Raw genomic sequence first — 17,432 nt, 5'->3', positions numbered from 1 at the left:
TAAGTAGTGTGTGAGACGCTTACTTACGTCACTATTACATTCAATTCAACACAATACTATTAATAACATTGTTTATTATATCAGTTTCATTTTTTTTCATTTCTTTTATTTGGTTAATTATATTATTTATTCTATCATAATCATTTTCATATTTTTTTCTATTCAAATTATACTTTATAACAATATTTAATATTTTCTTAGCATTTTTCACCACATTTTCAAATTGATGAATGCATTCTTCACTACGTAGTAAGCTGTTTTTATACATATATAATAATCTTTTTTTCATTATCACTTTATTCTCATATATAAAATATAATTGTCTCAAATCAATTTCTTCATTTAACTCCCATTTTCTGCGACAATATTTACATAAACTATCATATACATTTATACCATAACTATTGAACTGACTACAGTTCAGAGGATTAACATGCCTTCTATCATATAAAAAATTAATAGAATTAATGTAACTTACTAGTAAATGTTTTATATATTTTGGATCGATTGAATAATCTGGGCGAAACCACGCATTTCGTTCATAATAAGAATAGCACAATATCGGTAATTTTCTGTTCAAAAACTTTGAATAATATGCTTTCTCAAATTCTTCAAATGTCACCTCTCTAGTTTTAAGATGTAAGTCGTTTCCATAAAATAAACACTTAAGTATTTTATTACATTTATCATAACCATATATTAATAACTCATGTTCGTTATGACATATTTCAGTGGATAAAGTATTATTTATATAATATTCATCTATAAATAGACAAATATACTTTTCTGAATCAATCAATAATATGATTTTTTCAATTATGTTGTTTGACAATTTGTCCATAGTATTAATTTGTATATTCTCTCTATGTAAATAATAAACTTCATCTTCATAGTACTGCACATCATAGTTAATTTTGAAATCATGAACTTCCTCATTATAATATGCGTATACGTTTATAAAATTTGAAAAAAACCATCCTTTAACAACATCTTGGAAACATATTATTGACATCGGAAATGCTAAATTATGATATGTCTTTATTATTGGTATTCCTATTTCTAATGATTTTATATCAACATCATCATATCTTTTTATAATATACTCATACAAATTTGTATCATTATTTATCATATACTAAATCCTCATTTTCCCAAAACTAATTATCTATATTATCCACAAAAAAGTTTCAAAACAAAAAAATTTTATAAAATTTCAATTTCAGTAACTATTATTGACCAAACATTTTCTGAAATTGATTAATCATTTCCTGAACTGAAATAAAGAAAGTTATCTCTAACATATCATCTGGTATTTCACACTCAAATTCATCTTCTATTTCTGTAATTAAAGAAACATATTCCAATGAATCTATACCAATATTTTCAAAAGTATCTGCCATATTAAACTTTCCTTGTAAATAAAATTCTAATTTATTAACAATATAGTTTTCCAATCTATTATCACATTTCATCTCCCTATTATTTTGGGTGTCAAATAAGTCCTCCATTCCTTCAATTAAGGACTTCCTATCTTTTTTCCCATTAGGCGTGTACTTCATTTCCCTTATAATCACAATTTGAGATGGTATCATATATTCAGGTAAGTATCTTCGCATAAATTCTTTTAATTTATCTAAATCTACTACTCCATACTTTACAACAAAGGCGACTAGACTTTCACTTCTTTCTGTCTTTTTCACCGATACACAAACATCATTTATTCCATCATACTTTAGTATAACACTTTCAATTTCTTCAAGTTCTATTCTAAATCCGTTTATTTTAACTTGGTTATCAATACGACCAATATATTCTAGATACCCATCATCATTTAACTTACCTAAATCACCTGTACAATAATATCTACTTCCGTTTTTGTTCTTAAAGAATCTTTGAGTAAGTGGAATATCATTAACATATCCTCGAGCCAAACCTACCCCGGATATACATATTTCCCCTATCTCGCCTGCTTTTGATAAGCTACCATCATCATGACGTATACTCACTTCTGTATTCGCTATTGGTTTTCCAATATTCACCTTTTCTTTACCCGTCAATTCTGCTACTGTAGACCATATAGTTGTTTCCGTAGGGCCATACATATTGTATATTCTAATATTTTTTAAACTACTCAATTTCGTCAAAATTTTTTCTGGAAATGGCTCTCCTCCAATCATTAATATTTTAATATTTTTCAGCCAATCCATTCTTGAGTCATACATCTCTAACATATTTACCATAGAAGGAGTAATCTGTAGTGTATCTATCTCATTGGCAATCAAGAATTCCACATACTTCGCAGGATTTCTGTTTATTGTTTCGTCCGGAAGATATACTTCCATGCCAATAGACAATGCCATAATTGATTCAAGAAAAAAAATGTCAAACATATTATTGGTAAACGAAGCTATTTTCCCATTATTTAATCCTTCAATTATCTTTGGAATTGAATCTATGAAATTTGCTAGTCCTTCCCTAGTTACTTCCACACCTTTTGGAAAACCCGTCGTTCCAGATGTGAATAGAATATATGCTATTGTACTCCAATAATTACAATTAACTGTATTTCTTCCTGTTGAACCTGTACTGTTATTAATGCTATTTATATCTAGCTTTATAATTTTTGAATCACTAGTTCCATAATACGGATCAGTAACTATCGTATAACTTACCCCAGCTTTCTTTCTCATATACTCTCTTCGTTGTTTTGGGACACTTCTATTAATTATAGTAAACGGAATTTTCAAATCCATCAGAGCAAAAATTGCAAAAATCAGTTCTGGATTTTTTTCACTTTCAATTGCTATCACATTATCAAAAATATTATCTTTAGTCAGTAAAATGCTTTTTATATTATCGATATAATCCTGTATATCTTTAGCTTCAAATATATTATTTTTATATATCAGTTTTGATTTTTCATGTACTACCATAAACATATATCCTTATTATTCTACCTCTATACATTCTTTGTTTAAAATTTTTATAAAACGATTGCAATATTTTTTTACTGTATCATCATGTGCTATAACAAAAATAATACTTTCCTTAAATGAATTGATAATATCTTCAAAAATAACATCTGAAGATTCTTTATCAATTGAACTCGTTATTTCGTCAAGTATAATCACATCTGGTTGTTCTAAATACAACCTAGCCAACGCAATTTTCTGCTTGTCTCCCCCAGATAAATTACTTCCATTTTCTAATATTATGTGATCTAATCCTTCTTTTTCATCAAAAAATTTCTTCATAAACAGTTTATTTTTTAACTTGTTTATATCTAATTTTTTTTCATTTTGTCCCAACAGAATATTCTCTTTTATTGTTCCTGTAATAATTGGTACATTTTGAGAAAAAAAGGCTATTTTAGCCCTTACAGAATTATTGTCATACTCAGACAATTCCTTTCCATTCAAGGAAATGCCATCTATATGTAACAGCTTAACCAACCCCTTCATTATCGTTGTTTTGCCACTCCCTGACTCTCCTTGGATCATAACTATATCACCACGTTTAACATCAAAATGTCCATTTTTAATCAACAATTTATCGTTATACCCTATGTCATGAATGTCAAAGGATACATTTTCAATCATTTCGCATCTTTCTTCACCCGATTCTTCAATATTATTTATTAACTCATTTTCAACAAATTCATAAACTCCTTTAATATCTCTCAAATTAATACCTGCACCAACAATATTATTTAATGCTGGGAAAAACATAGAAATAACCATAGTAATAAATATGTAATCAGCTAAATTGATTTTGGCATTTACCATTAACACTGTAACATATATGTACAATAAATTATTTATCATATTAATGATATCTCCCAAAGTTAGACTAATTAGCCCTGCATATACACCAACATTAGCATTCTCACTATGTATTATTTTTGTTTTTTTCTTAATAAAATTAATTATTAATTCGTAATTTGGACTCTGCTTTATATAATCAACCGCTGACGTAATTGAAAGAATATCCGCAAAATTTTTTGCACATACATTTTGGAGTCTAATGCACATTTTTTGAAGTCTTTTATTTAAAAGTTTATATCCTGCGATATTTAGCGGAATGATGACAATTAATATAACTGCAATCCAAACATTTATGCATAACATAAAACATAAGCATCCAATAATAGTAAATATTGAAACTATATACGAAGCTATTGAATCAGAATATAATTGATAAAAAGTATTCACACTAGTATTAATTTTCTCAACTAGATATGTTGGCTCCAATTGTATTAGTTTTTCATACCTCATTTTAAACATCATCAAGATTAACTGGCATGTTTCTCTAGTTTTAAAATTAATTGACATTTTCCCTTTTAAGGAACTTAACAATAATTTAAACAAATAACATACAACATACGTCAACAGTATTACAAGCAACGGTTTTAATATTTGCCTGTCTTTTGGATATGATTCAACAAAATCTTTAATTAATAAAGGACCAATAAAACTTGTTACAGCTATCAATAACGATGTAATTGTCGTAATTATAATGAGTTTAGCCGAATTTCTTGTCATCTCTTTTTTATATTCATCAAACATAATAATATCTCTCTTTATTCCCAATAGTTATCCTATTAACACTCTATCTATAAATCGTTTAAATATTTAGTAACAAGTCTCTAGATTAATGATATTATCATTAATCACTTGCTCTATAGCATTATATTCTTTTTCAAACTCAATCCATTTTGTAAGTACCTTTTTCAGATAATCTCTACTATTTTTGATACTTCCTTTCAACAACCAATAATTCATCTTTTTGAATGATTCATTTATATTTTTAACAAAAAGTATAATCCTATCATCTATCATATTTGAATTCTTCTTTTTTATCTCTGTATAATATAAAATACTTAGTTCTGTAGCTCTTGACAATATATACAGTTCATTATGCAAAGTACCACAGAATCTCTTAATTTCAATATCTTCTACCTCTATTTTTTTTTGCATAATTGTAGTTATTGTATTAACAGCTTCTTTTCCCACTACTGAATTATTTGTTATTAACTTTCTATCTCCTCGTAATCCATTTAAATTTTCAATCAAATTTTTTTTGATATCAATTTTACATTCCACACCTATTTTATACCAATAATTGTTTATCTTAAATCCACTGAACGGATTAACATCATTAGGATTATCTGAATTCCTTGCGTTTAAATATTCATCATATGGTATTTCACCTATGTAAAAATATGGTCCGTACCAGTCAATGATTTCGACAAAATCCATACTTTCATCATACCCGACAAGTAAAACTGCGTGACTTGCATGATATTTATGATATTCTTTTCTATACGGAAGATAATATACATCTACCAATACTATTATTGGTATTTTGCTTATATTATCATTAAAAATCTCTTCTGAATCATCACCCATTCCGCATGTAACTTGATTCATGTCAAAAAAAGGAAGTAGTAATGTATGTTTTAATACATTAAAATTTGTTTTATCATAATTTATCCTAATTTTAAATTCCAATCCAGTCCTTATTCTTAAAAGACTATCTTCAACACCATTCAAAATAAGACAATTATTAAAACAGTTTTTCAAGCAAAAATAATGCATTTCATCATAATACACTAATCGTTCTTTATCTATTTCGCATCTTTTCATCTATTCACTCTCCTACTTTATTAGGTAGTGTCAAATGACACCCCTTATTTTCTTTATATTTTTCTATATTTCCAAGTGATCCCCCCAAAAAAAGGTATAATTGAATCGCTAAACACAAACATACGTATAGAAAGGTTTAGATAACATCGACGGTTTAAGTACGCTCTTGCTCTTTGGGTTGCCTACTACAACTTCCTTAGACCTCATCAACATAATAACTATAACGTTTTAAACTAAGTTTACGAATTGAAAAATGCCGACAACTTGCCAGGCAAGTGGCAACTGGTAATCTATCTTGTTTAGCAAACAATACTAAATATGCAACAAGCCGAAGGCTCTAACTGTTCTTGTCATCTTCGCCTTCGGTAACCGACCTCTGCAGCATTTCTTTTTATATTGTCAAGTGTGGCGTTCTCACGCTATAACTTATATTTTTACATTTTTAAAGTTCAATTTTGAGCCTTTTTCTTTGACTCATTTTTTCATAGATCATTTGACATTATCCTTTATTCTTCTTTCTAGAATCACTATTTCAACAGTAGCCCAAATTGTATCACAGAAATAATTTGAAATTTACAATCTCACCTTATTTCTTGGCTATTTCGAATCTTTCCGATTTTTTCTAGCAATAAATATTCTTCTTTGCATTGATTTTTTAAGTAATATGTTAAATCAATAGCAAATTCAATCAACTTCTTTTGCAATTTACAATATAGTTCATTCTGCCCATGTGAACAATTTGTTATTATTCGATTATAATAACATTCACCCCCACATAAGTACTTATATTTACATGCATTACATTTTTTATGATCCCATACAGTATTCTTTTTAAAATACTGAAGTACCTCTTCATTTACTTCATCGTAATAAACATTTCCTATTTTCATCCCTTTCATGCCAACAAAGCTATCACAAGGGTAAATATCCCCATCCGCAGTTATACTAAATTTATTTTTTCCAGCCTGACATCTATATACTATCTTATTTTTAGTTATTAACCTCATAAGAATCTTACCAAAAGAATCATAATTATTATATATATTTTTTATCCTTTCGGGTTTTTCTTTAAAATAATTAACAAGTTCCTCATAAAGTCCTACAAAATGTTGCAGATTTTTTTCAGATAGGCAAAAATCATTTTCTTCACTGCCTCTAACTATTCTCAATTCCATACTATCTACACCTAAAAGCATGTTATGTTCAATAATCTCTGCCAACGATTTTGTATTGCTTGTCACCACTGATAATACCCAAATATTTTTTTTACTTTTACTATAGCACTTATTTAAATTATCTATAATTGTATTATAACTCCCCCTACCATCAACATAACATCTCATCTCATCATGTATGCCCTTAGGTCCATCAATACTTATTCCTAAACTAATATTATTCTTATCTAAATAATCAATAATTTCACTATCTAATAATGTTCCATTACTTTCTGTAAATATATTCAACTCAATGTCATTCTTTTCCATACTCATTTTAAAATGATCAACTATTTCTATATATTTTTTCTTATCTATAAAATTTTCCCCGCCGCTAACAAATTCTAATCGTATTTTTTTTACTGTGTTTTTCTCTTTGATTCGCTCAACAAATTTGTCAATAACTTGTATTTGCATTTCCCTATTTGTTCCTTCGTATACATCTCCACCATGTGCAAAACAATATTTACATCTTAAATTGCATTTATGTTGAATCGGAAATGACACAACAAAGGATTCTATATTCTGACCATTAATATATTTTTTCTTATTTTCTGAAAAAAAATTTCCTTTTTTTATGCTCATTGCTATTTGAATGAGTTCTCTACCTGACATATTATCTTTTGGCCATTCTCTGTTTTCTATCAGATATTCAAATATTTCCTTAGATTTATCATTCAATTTTTGAATTTCATAAGTATTCTCATCAAATGCATAATATGAATCGCCAACTCCAACAATGGACATATAACAATTATTTAATTCCTTCATATTTCCACCCTTTTTCAGTTAGTATTTTTTCAATTTCGTTGATTGAATATAAACTATCTTCAAACTCATAATCAACTCTATTTTCTATCTCTACTAATGTCATAACACTTTCTAAAGAACTCATACCTATCTCCGTAAAAGACTTTCCATCTATCTCTTCCCATAAATAATCAAAACCCGTTATTATTTCTATACATAATAATATTATTTTTCTTGCCTCATCTGCTCTCATTTGTTAACTCTCCTCTATTAATAAATTGACTTGATTTGTCAAAATAACGAACTTTTCTTCATTACTTAATGTTATCATCGATTGATAACTTCCGCCTCTTGCTACTTCATCAAAATTTGAATCTAAAACAAATCCTTCTTGACAAAAATCTGCTATTCGCATTCCAATGTGAATATAAACTTTTGATTTATTAATCATTTCTCTATTAAGGATTGTTGTTGAATACGGAGAAATAGCTATATTACAGCCTTCTGAACAAATTTCTTCCCCATATATCATTTCTACACCTAATTTATCGCCAATGTGCTTACATGAAATAAATTCCTCTTTGTCCCAAAACACAAAAATGATATGAGGCTTATCAATCTTTTTTTCTTTTTTTTTCACGCAGCCTACAATTTCAATATTAGGATTATACGCATCTATATAGTTGTTATTATCTCCCTTTGTCAAAATCAAACCATTTTGATTACAAACCACTCTATGAATCACATATTTTTTTTGATTATGAAAACAAATAATATCTCCCACATTGATTGTTTCTGTGTGTTCGACGTATACTTCATCGCCTTCAAGAAAGGTAGGCTCCATAGATTTTCCACTTATACAAAATTTGACACTATGCATTTGAACATACTTCTTTAATACAGCAACTGGAACACTATTAATATCATTTTTACTCATAAACTATCCCTGCAAGTAACAACTCATCTATGTATTTATTGGTATCTTCAATAATTTGTTCTCTTGGCACCTGGTTATTTGTCAATGTAATTAATTCCTCAATACATTCATCTACAGTCTTTTCATTCTTTATTGAATCAACAATAAAAAATGCAACATCATTCAAATTATATATGCTTCCATTCTCTATATTCATCAAATATTTTTTATTAGTTTCTTCATCACAATCAATTATTATACTTGAACTTAACTTCACTTGATTTTCCATATTTTAATAACTCCTATAATCATAATCTTTTCTATTTCTAACATGAATTTCTCATTAAAATCATTACTTTTATTAACAGAAGAAGTTGTTTTTATTAAATATAAAAATAACTTCTTCTAAATATATGTTAATAATTGGTATCAGCATCAAAATTACATATTTGTCCTTACATATATTTTATAATTACATTATTAGCAAGAGCCTGAACCCGAGCCTGATGTTGTTGAACACATACATGCACAATCTGCACTAGCTGTAAATTCTACTTCTTCCATCATTGGTGCTACGTAATTCACTGACTATCACCTCCTTATCAAATATTGATAGTTTGATGCATTAATACCAAAAAACAAATATCTATTCAATGGGATTAATATTGTTTTTAAGCAATACTAAATTTTTACACTGTGCCTTCAATGTCTCACATACTTCCTGACTATTCTTATAAATTGAATTAGAATATCCCGCATGATACATTCTGCAACCACCTCCACACAAATACCTGAATGAACAATCTTTGCAGTCCTCAAGGCTATCGACATGTAAATCAGCAACTTTATCATCAACTCGAGATAATACGACTTCCAAATCTTCCGAAATAACATTTCCTAAATAATACTCATCCGAATATGTCATTCTACAAGGATATACATTCCCCTTTGCATCTATAAAGATTTCAGACTTTCCCATTCCACAACTAACTTTTCTTCCATCAATCAAGAAACCATCCTGAATCATTGAAAAGAACTTATTTTCATACAATCTCATTTTTGCATCCAAAATTTTACGGTCATATTCTTTCAATTCATCAAAATCACACCCCAAGCCATCTTCTGCCCCTCTACCCAGAGGTATATGATTAATTATTTGATGATCCGTCACACCGAATTCTTTATTTACATACTCTATAGTCCTATCAACACTATCACAGTTATACTTTGTAAGTACAGAGCCTATAGTCACATTTATTCCGTTATCACGCAACAATCTAATTCCTTCTGTTATTCTATCAAAACTGCCTTTTCCTCTAAGTTTATCGTTTGCTTCTGAATCATAACTATCCAAACTTATCTTAACATAATCAAATATTTTGAACTCTTCAATATTTTCATTTTTTACAAGCGAACCATTTGTAAGCAATCCAACCATTAACCCCTTACTTTTTGCGTATTTCGCTATTTCAAATACATTTTTATTTAATAGAGGTTCTCCTCCCGTCAACACCAGCTCAAAAAATCCTATTTTTTTAACTTCATCAACGACACGGAAACACTCTTCCAAACTTAAACCTTCTTCTTTTTGAGAATTCACATCGATTTCTCCCGCATTTGCGTAGCAATACAAACAATGGAAATTGCATTTTTGTGTTATTCCCCAATAAGCTGAAAATCTTCTTATCTCATATTCCTTTGCACTATTTAATTCCTTTATCCATATAATTCCACGTTCAATCAACTTTAATATTGTCTTTTTATATTTACCATCTTCAGATGCAACATCTGTTAATTTTTCTCTATTATTGGCTAGCGTACATATTTGCTTAAAAAGCTCGAACTCTTCTTTTTCTAAAACAACACTATTTCCTGATTCTACTGCAATAATTACATATTTCCCTTTATGCTCAAATTCAACATATTCATTTCCAATTATTATTTTATTCAGTAATTTTTCCACTTGTTTTACTCCATCCTTCCATACAAAGTCTAACCATTTTTTTATGAAAATTATTTATTTTACTCATTCTACACTTTTCAACAATACTACATGATTGACAATCTTTTTTTTCACATGGATAAGATATCCTGTCTAATAATAGCTTCTTACCATTAACTCTCTCTCTACATTCTAAAAAAGTTTCCTCTCCGTATATTTTTTTCAATATAATCTCTACAGTATCAATCGGAATTTTTTTTATTTTAGTAGCATAAAATAACTCTTTCTCACATTTTGCAACTGTTGTTTTTTTCGTATTTTGTTGTCTATTTGCTAATATATAATTGTCTAATGCCTTTAGCGCTAATTCATTTTCATTTATTTTTGCTAAAAGAATATATTTAAAATACTCAACATTAACTTGGTTTATCTCAGCATCATGCTCAACCGGCAAAGAGTATAGATAGCTTATATTATCCTTAATCGAATAGTGCATTTCTGAAAAGAATTTAATAATATCTCTTATTTCATCTTCGCTACATTCATTCACTCTTTTTATCTTACTTCTACACTCCCTGTACCAAACAAGTCTATCCGAATATTCTTTACTTAACTCTTCCACTTCTGAAACATTTGGAACAATTATATGTACTGCTGGAAATCCCATAAACGATAAATTTTTATATAAAACATTCCACTTATTTTTTTCTACTATTTTCATCATAAATGCTAACAATTCTTTATTCGAATCAAATTTTGTTTCAATAAAACAATTACTATATTGGTAACTAAAATTTTCACCAAAAATACTATATGGATATACTCCATCTCCCGATCTCAGTATTTTTTCAAAATTATGGTCATATCCTCCATCTGAAACCTCTTCAAATTTAAAATCTTGTAGCCAAATCGGTGACATCAAAAAACTTCTTCCTTGAAACAATTCTGTAAGTGTTCTCTCTATTGCTATTTCAAGAGTAGGATGACATCCAAACTTCACAAAATATTTACCATATCTCTCATCAATCCAATTCATTTGAACTACTGGCAGGCCAATTCCTAAAGAACAATCTCTAAATTCAATTTTAATCTCTTTATTTTTCTCTTTTATAGCATCAATTACAGCCTTTGTTCTAGGTGTCATAACTATCTTGTCATCAGGAATTAATGGGGCAACTATATGATTATCCAATACACTTCTATTAGCATATCTTTCAAATATCTCCGCTAGTCCTTGCACCACTCCCTCTTCAAGCGTATTTCCAGCAGCCATTCCATTTGTTGCATACATATATTCTGCCACTACACCTGGTATATATTTTTCTTTATTTGTTTTTATTTCAATATACTTTGTAGAATAAAAACAATTCTCTTTCCTCTCCCTTGTACTCATAAGTGGGATAATATTTTCTATATCTAGCGTTAAATCGTTATAAATTTCTTTGAATTGATGTTCAAATTCATCCAAACTTACTTTTTCTTCATCGCAATAATATATAAACTCGTTATAATCATCGCTTTCTCTAATAGGATACATAAATTTATAAAGAGCAAAATTTTGTAATCTTTCCATAAGCTCACCATACGCACTTGCTCTAGACATTTCGATAGATGTTCCTTTACCGTTTGTTCCTAACCCTATTTCACTCAAATTCAATCTAGTAGAGAAAACCCCTCTTACATTTTCCACCGTTTTTTCATCAACATCAATCCCATTTTGATCTAAAATCTTTTTAATTTTATCAATGGTATTAATGAGCTCTACATCTTTGCAGTTATTATCTAAAAATTTCTTCTCCATATAAACTCCTGCTATAAAGTGACTTTTGTCAATAAGATATCAAAATCATTTTACCAAAAAAAATGCTTCAAAACATTTTTTTGCGTAACTTGTATCATTTTTTGCGTAACTTGTCATTTTTTGCCAGGGGGAAGGCAATTTTTTGTAGTTTTATATATTATGTGATGTCGAATTTTGTCGAATATAAAAATAGTTTTGGCTATACATTTAGTAATAACGCTGTAGCTTCAACCTCTTTTTCTTTAAACTCAAGTTCAAATTCGCCCTGATATTTTTCTACTATACGCTTTATACTTTTCAAACCAATTCCGTGGTATTCTTTATCTTTCTTAGTTGTTTGTAATTCATTATTTTTATTTCCATCATAAGAATTTTTTACTTTTATTATTATAAATTTCTTCTGTGGTTTTATTACAATACTTACGTTTCCATTTTCGACTTTTTCAGCAGCTTCAATTGCATTATCTAGGAGATTTCCAATTATATTTGTAAAATCAATATCATCAATAACACACTTATCAGGTATATTTCCATTTGCATAAAAATTAATTTCCTTATGCTCTGCCGAGTTTTTCTTTGTTGCTAAAACAGCATCAATAACTTTATTTCCTGTCATTGCGTAATGTGTCTTTATTCCTAGTTGTTGTATTTCATTATTTAAATATTTTTTTATCTCCGCTGTACTTTCCTCTTCAACAAGCTGTGCCAATGTAATAATATTATTTTTATAATTATGAATACTTTCTCTCCACAAATCAAATGCTCTCTCTGTGTCTTCAAGTGATTTGCTAAGCATTCTATTTTGCATTTCAACTAATTCTATGTTTTTCTGTTTTTCATAACTGTCGGCCAGTTTAAGTATGAAATACAAAAGAAGTACTCCCAATATCATATCTGCCACAAAAAATATAGTGCTTATTAATGCAACATTTGAATCCTGCTGTTTTAATCCTAAATATATAATTGAAAAATTTGACGCGAAAATAAAGAATGCAACACATCCTATAATTGCTGCATATTTTCCTGAAATAATCCTTCTTTTGCTAACAATTTTATCAATAATCATTATTACCAGAACTAAAAGTACTTTGCTAATTACCATACATACATATCTTGTAGGACTTTTATCTTCAATAGAAGATTGATTTGTCAGGAATAAGGTTACATATACAACTACAAACTCTACTGCTGTTATGATTACACCATATAAAAATACCAATAATATGGCGAACTTCTGTTTTTGTCTGTATATAACCCATTGAATGATAATATACATAATCATAAAAGAAAATGATAAAATAAATGAAACCGTCTTTATGGTATTTAAACCTGTTATTATCGCTGCCCATATCAAAGAATACAAAAATATTTTCTTTCTGTATTCATCATTTTTTTCGCCTATAAATATTCCACAAAATATACAACACATTAATGTGTCAATAAAACTCCCCAAATACTCTACTACCCAATAAAAAGCTATCATACTTTCTCTCTCCAATACTTTAATAATGTCTTTTTAACATCACTCATCCTCGTTCTGCTAACCGGCAGTTTTTCGTTATTATCCAGTGTGATTTCAACTTTAGAAAACTCACTTACATATTTAATATTTACTGCACATCCACTATAGATTTGAATGAAGTTATTATCATCCAGTTCCTCTAAAAAATTTTTTAAACTTTTTCCAATATACATTACTCTTCCATCATACATGCATATTTTTAATTTTCTTTTATCCACTTCTATATGCATTATTTCAGAATTTTTTATTTTTTTATTTCCTTCATCTGTTTTAATTATTGTATATTTATCATCTTTATCCTTTAAAAGTTCAAAAACATCTTCTAATACCTGAGGCAGTTCCTCATCTAACCGTGTCTTTCTCATATATCTAAATGGTTGATATTGTATGGCATCAAACACCATCTCATCATGTGCCGATACAAATATTAGAGTAATGTTTAATTTTCTTTTTCTAATTTCATTCGCAATCTGTAACCCTGATATATGAGGCATATCGATGTCTAACATTAGAACATCTATGCTTTCTTTTTCTTCACAGATTTCATTTAGCAAAATATTACCATCCGTATAAATAAATATCTCAGTATTGTATTTCATATTCTTTGATATTTTTATGATTTTTGTCTTCATATTATCAATAAATATTTTATTGTCATCGCATATTGCAATATTAATATTCATTATATTTACCTTCTCCGTTAATCTTTATCTTTATTTGTATTTTTCATTATATCATGATTCGTAGCTTTGCTGCTTCCGTGTCTATCATTATCGCCATTTGCCGTTCGCTGTAAAGCTACAAGTAGCTTTTCGCTCTCCCCGCTCATTATATCACATATTCTAATCGATTTTGTTTCAATTTTCTTTCTAAAGGTGTTGAAATTATTTTTCAAATGGTTTATTCTAGTTTTAGATTCCATACGACTGGCGGATAAGTGAGAGCACTCACAGGGAGTATGGTGATGTATCGAAGCCGACCGCCTGGGCAACCATTTAGGTTTCCCAGGTGGTTTTTTTATACCCATTTGGCAGGATTTGCGTAGGCTATGTCTTATAAGGCACCTTGCTTACCTTTCTATATTTGGAAACCAAAGAAAAAATTTTTTATAAAGGAGAAACACTATGCAGATGTTATCACTTGAAAATGAATTAAAAGAAAATGCGTACCCTGGAAGAGGAATCGTAATCGGTAAAACTCCTAATGGCAAATACGCAGTAACAGCTTATTTCATCATGGGAAGAAGCGAAAACAGCAGAAACAGAGTTTTTGTCGAAGATGGCGAAGGAATCCGTACTCAGGCATTTGACCCTTCTAAATTAGTAGACCCAAGTCTTATTATCTATGCTCCTGTTCGTGTTCTTGGTAACAAAACTATCGTTACAAATGGTGACCAGACAGATACTGTTTACGAATTAATGGATAAAGGTCAGACATTTGAGCAGTCATTAAGAACAAGAGAATTTGAACCGGACGGTCCTAACTATACACCTAGAATTTCAGGAGTTATGCAGGTTGAAAATGGTTCTTATAATTATGCAATGTCTATTTTAAAGAGCAATAACGGTAACCCGGATGCATGTAACAGATACACATTTACATATGAAAATCCTGTAAATGGAGAAGGTCACTTTATTCATACATATATGCATGATGGAAATCCGCTTCCAAGTTTTGAAGGTGAACCAAAGCTTGTTTCAATTAAAGATGATATGAACGAATTCACAGATATGCTTTGGAACAGTTTAAATAAAGATAACAAAGTTTCTTTATTTGTAAGATATATCGATATTGAAACAGGGAAATACGAAACTAAGATTATTAACAAGAATAAATAATTTAAAGATTGGAGATTTATAATGAAAGAATTAGAATTAAAATATGGTTGTAATCCAAATCAGAAGCCATCAAGAATATTTATGAATGAAGGTGAACTTCCTATCGAAGTTCTTAACGGAAAACCGGGATACATCAATTTCCTTGATGCTTTCAATGGTTGGCAGTTAGTTAGAGAATTAAAGAAAGCTACAGGACTTCCTGCTGCTACTTCTTTTAAGCATGTATCACCTGCCGGAGCTGCTGTTGGTCTTCCTTTAAGTGAAATCGAATCAAAGATTTACTGGGTTGATGATTTAGGAGAATTATCACCACTTGCCAGCGCTTATGCAAGAGCCAGAGGTGCTGACAGAATGTCTTCATATGGTGACTTCATTGCTCTTTCTGATGTTTGTGATGTTTCTACAGCAGCAATCATTAAGAGAGAATTCTCAGATGGAATTATCGCTCCGGGTTATGAACCTGAAGCTTTAGAAATGTTAAAAGGAAAGAAAAAAGGAAGTTACGCAATTATTCAGATTGACCCTAATTATGAACCTGCTCCAATCGAACATAAAGAAGTATTTGGTGTTACATTTGAACAGGGACGTAACGATTTAAATATTGATGAACATTTCTTTGACAATATTGTTACTGAAAACAAAGACCTTCCTGAAAACGCTAAAATTGACATGGCAATTGCTATGATTACATTAAAATATACTCAGTCTAACTCAGTATGTTTTGTTAAAAACGGTCAGGCAATCGGTGTAGGTGCAGGACAGCAGTCAAGAATTCACTGTGTAAGATTAGCCGGACAGAAGGCTGATAACTGGTTACTTCGTCAGGCACCACAGGTACTTAACCTTCCATTTATTGAAGGTATGAAACGTGCTAACAGAGATAATGCAATCGACCTTTACATTGGTGAAGATTATATGGATGTTCTTGCAGATGGTAAATGGGAAAGTATCTTCACAGAAAAACCACCTGTATTTACAAAAGAAGAAAAACAGGCATGGTTAGCTCAGGCTTCAGATATTACACTTGGTTCTGATGCATTCTTCCCATTCGATGACAATATCGAAAGAGCTGCTAAGAGCGGTGTTAAATATGTTGCACAGCCTGGTGGTTCAATTCGTGATCAAGATGTTATCGATGCTTGTAACAGACATAATATGGTAATGAGCTTTACAGGAATCCGTTTATTCCATCACTAAAATATTATTTCTGTAATGAAATTTAATGACAGATTACTATTATTTAATTATAAAATTTTGTAATTTGAATAAATCATTTCAACTAAATAAATATATAAAAGCAAAGAAATCCGGCAGCACTTAACCGTCTGCCGGATTTCTTTGTTCAATAAAAAATATAAAGATAAGATGACCTGTCCACTTTTTATTTTTTATCATTAGTAGATAACGCTTTAATAACTTTGTCATAATCCACTGAAACCACCTCAAGAAGTTCATTTACCTTCTCCATTCTTCTTTTCTTTAGAGAATCGACTAATGGAATAATATGATTATACAACTGGTTTAAACTTAAGTTACCTGTAATCCCCTTCAATGCATTCGCTGCCTGAAAAGCCTGTTCTGCGTCTCCTTTGCTAATTGCTTCACACATTATGTCGTAGTTTACATCCTTTGGGAATGTAAACAAAAATCTTTCATACAAATCCTCCTTGTCATTAAATCTTCTTATTCCATCGTTAACATCAATTCCCGCTTGTGTTAACAACTCTTTATTCATTTTTCCTCCTTTAGAATAAGATGTTCAATATACTTTGCTTTTTACGAATAAAGCTAGACTGTTGTACAA

The 17,432-nt window shown here is 29.5% G+C and carries 16 protein-coding genes and 1 riboswitch; of the genes, 2 read left to right on the top strand and 14 right to left on the bottom strand.

Features of this window, described 5'->3' with window-relative positions; all coding sequences use genetic code 11:
- Positions 1–40: 40 nt before the first annotated feature.
- From DWW96_RS07250 to DWW96_RS14535, 13 genes are all read right to left on the bottom strand, one after another.
- Positions 41–1,132 carry a hypothetical protein gene (locus DWW96_RS07250; RefSeq protein WP_117909970.1) on the bottom strand — a complete coding sequence of 364 codons (1,092 nt, stop codon included), beginning with the start codon at positions 1,130–1,132 and terminating at the stop codon, positions 41–43.
- 97 nt (positions 1,133–1,229) lie between these two features.
- Entirely contained in the window at positions 1,230–2,933 is a 1,704-nt protein-coding gene (locus DWW96_RS07245; protein WP_158562662.1) for an AMP-binding protein, read from the bottom strand.
- Between the two features lie 15 nt (positions 2,934–2,948).
- Positions 2,949–4,565, bottom strand: a complete 1,617-nt coding sequence (locus tag DWW96_RS07240) for an ABC transporter ATP-binding protein (RefSeq protein WP_117909968.1) — start codon at positions 4,563–4,565, stop codon at positions 2,949–2,951.
- Between the two features lie 66 nt (positions 4,566–4,631).
- Positions 4,632–5,645, bottom strand: coding sequence for a BtrH N-terminal domain-containing protein (locus DWW96_RS07235; protein ID WP_117909967.1), 1,014 nt, complete (start codon positions 5,643–5,645; stop codon positions 4,632–4,634).
- A gap of 581 nt (positions 5,646–6,226) precedes the next feature.
- Complete coding sequence (locus DWW96_RS07225) at positions 6,227–7,630, bottom strand: radical SAM protein (RefSeq protein ID WP_117909966.1); 1,404 nt, start codon at positions 7,628–7,630, stop codon at positions 6,227–6,229.
- Positions 7,614–7,862, bottom strand: a complete 249-nt coding sequence (locus tag DWW96_RS07220) for a hypothetical protein (RefSeq protein ID WP_117909965.1) — start codon at positions 7,860–7,862, stop codon at positions 7,614–7,616. The genes DWW96_RS07225 and DWW96_RS07220 overlap by 17 nt, the downstream gene beginning before the upstream one ends.
- A 3-nt stretch (positions 7,863–7,865) precedes the next feature.
- Positions 7,866–8,546, bottom strand: coding sequence for a signal peptidase I (locus DWW96_RS07215; RefSeq protein WP_117909964.1), 681 nt, complete (start codon positions 8,544–8,546; stop codon positions 7,866–7,868).
- Positions 8,539–8,814, bottom strand: coding sequence for a PqqD family protein (locus DWW96_RS07210; RefSeq protein WP_117909963.1), 276 nt, complete (start codon positions 8,812–8,814; stop codon positions 8,539–8,541). Before DWW96_RS07210 ends, DWW96_RS07215 begins: the two co-directional genes overlap by 8 nt.
- A gap of 357 nt (positions 8,815–9,171) precedes the next feature.
- Positions 9,172–10,488 (bottom strand): radical SAM protein, encoded by a 1,317-nt coding sequence (locus tag DWW96_RS07205; RefSeq protein WP_117909962.1) that lies wholly within the window; start codon positions 10,486–10,488, stop codon positions 9,172–9,174.
- Positions 10,469–12,268: a YcaO-like family protein gene (locus DWW96_RS07200; protein WP_117909961.1), complete on the bottom strand. Its 1,800-nt coding sequence runs from the start codon at positions 12,266–12,268 to the stop codon at positions 10,469–10,471. Before DWW96_RS07200 ends, DWW96_RS07205 begins: the two co-directional genes overlap by 20 nt.
- A 199-nt stretch (positions 12,269–12,467) precedes the next feature.
- Positions 12,468–13,751, bottom strand: coding sequence for a sensor histidine kinase (locus DWW96_RS07195; protein ID WP_117909960.1), 1,284 nt, complete (start codon positions 13,749–13,751; stop codon positions 12,468–12,470).
- Complete coding sequence (locus DWW96_RS07190; protein ID WP_022088548.1) at positions 13,748–14,473, bottom strand: LytTR family DNA-binding domain-containing protein; 726 nt, start codon at positions 14,471–14,473, stop codon at positions 13,748–13,750. The genes DWW96_RS07195 and DWW96_RS07190 overlap by 4 nt, the downstream gene beginning before the upstream one ends.
- A 17-nt stretch (positions 14,474–14,490) precedes the next feature.
- Positions 14,491–14,619, bottom strand: coding sequence for a hypothetical protein (locus DWW96_RS14535; RefSeq protein WP_278286573.1), 129 nt, complete (start codon positions 14,617–14,619; stop codon positions 14,491–14,493).
- 83 nt (positions 14,620–14,702) lie between these two features.
- A riboswitch (ZMP/ZTP riboswitch) is annotated at positions 14,703–14,786 on the top strand.
- A 128-nt stretch (positions 14,787–14,914) separates the two neighbouring features.
- On the opposite strand from DWW96_RS14535, the gene DWW96_RS07180 reads away from it, so the two are divergent.
- Complete coding sequence (locus tag DWW96_RS07180; protein ID WP_117909958.1) at positions 14,915–15,628, top strand: IMP cyclohydrolase; 714 nt, start codon at positions 14,915–14,917, stop codon at positions 15,626–15,628.
- Between the two features lie 21 nt (positions 15,629–15,649).
- Complete coding sequence (locus DWW96_RS07175) at positions 15,650–16,825, top strand: phosphoribosylaminoimidazolecarboxamide formyltransferase (RefSeq protein WP_117909957.1); 1,176 nt, start codon at positions 15,650–15,652, stop codon at positions 16,823–16,825.
- Between the two features lie 184 nt (positions 16,826–17,009).
- On the opposite strand, the gene DWW96_RS07170 is transcribed toward DWW96_RS07175, so the two are convergent.
- Entirely contained in the window at positions 17,010–17,363 is a 354-nt protein-coding gene (locus DWW96_RS07170) for a hypothetical protein (protein ID WP_022088545.1), read from the bottom strand.
- Between the last annotated feature and the right edge of the window lie 69 nt (positions 17,364–17,432).

The sequence above is a fragment of the Eubacterium sp. AF17-7 genome (genome assembly GCF_003461285.1).
GTDB classification, from domain to species: Bacteria; Bacillota; Clostridia; order Lachnospirales; family Lachnospiraceae; genus Eubacterium_U; species Eubacterium_U album.
This window is presented reverse-complemented; position numbering and strand designations above follow the sequence as displayed.